1 protein-coding gene is annotated in these 1,017 nt (G+C 64.4%); it reads right to left on the bottom strand.

The features are described from left to right. Positions 1–97: 97 nt before the first annotated feature. Positions 98–940 carry a S1 RNA-binding domain-containing protein gene (locus AB0D57_RS47910; RefSeq protein WP_362088800.1) on the bottom strand — a complete coding sequence of 281 codons (843 nt, stop codon included), beginning with the start codon at positions 938–940 and terminating at the stop codon, positions 98–100. Positions 941–1,017 lie beyond the last annotated feature (77 nt).

Raw genomic sequence — 1,017 nt, 5'->3', positions numbered from 1 at the left:
AACCCCTCAGCAAGGTTCATCGTCCCAGGTCAGGAAGGCACTTTCGCATTTCCGCCCCGGAGTCAGCCGTCCCCAAGTGAAACGGTGAGGCTAGGGATCACTCGAGAGCCGAAGAGACCTGTCGTCGGGAGAGGGCCAGCCTGCGTCGCTCTCGGTCGATTTCTGTGATGACGACCGTAACCTTGTCGCCGATCTGGACGACATCTTCCGGAGCCTCCACGGGCGTCCGTGTGAGTTCTCGCAGATGAACGAGCCCCTCGATCTCGTTGGCGACTTGGACGAAGACGCCGAACGGGACCAGCTTGGTGACCCGTCCCTGCAGCGTCTGTCCCACCGCGGTGCCGTCGGCGAACGTCTCGAAAGGGTCAGGCTGCATTGCTCGCAAGGACAGCCTTGCCTCTCCGTTCCATGTGTCGAACTGGAGGAACTCGCACGAAACACGCTGTCCCACCTGAACCACGTCCGAAGCTGTCTCGAAGCGTCGCCAGGACAGTTCGGGGATCGTGATGAATCCGACGCCGGGGAAGACCGGGTGGTCGGGGCCGTCGTCCAACGCCACGAACACACCGAACCGTTCGATCGAAGCGACCCTGCCCGAAAGTACCCCGCCGACGCGGAGGGATTTCAGAAACGCCCAGAGTCCTGGGTTCTCCGTGGCGGCCCTGGACAGCCAGACTCGACCCTGATCCAGGTCAATGGCGGTCACCTCAGCGGTGATCCGCTGGCCGACCTCCACCGCTGCAGCCGGGCCCTGGCGCCAGGAAAGGTCCAGCGGTCCGACAAACCCCAGCGGGCGTGCGGCGAAACCGTCCAGGACCACCGACACCCCGCGAGAGACCTCTGCTACGGTCCCGTCGCAGAGGTCACCGACCTGGATCCCAGCCAGAAACCTCCGGGAAGCCTCGTCGTCCGATGCTCGGCCCAGATGGCGTCCCGCCACGTGGTGTAGGGGATCAAGACACCGGAATCCGCAGGCCAGGGGCGCCGACCATGCCCGATCAGATGTCCAACTCGCCT

It is taken from the genome of Streptomyces sp. NPDC048275, assembly GCF_040652275.1.
GTDB lineage: Bacteria > Actinomycetota > Actinomycetes > Streptomycetales > Streptomycetaceae > Streptomyces.
Note: the sequence above shows the minus strand (reverse complement) of the source record. Positions and strands in the feature narration are given on the sequence as shown.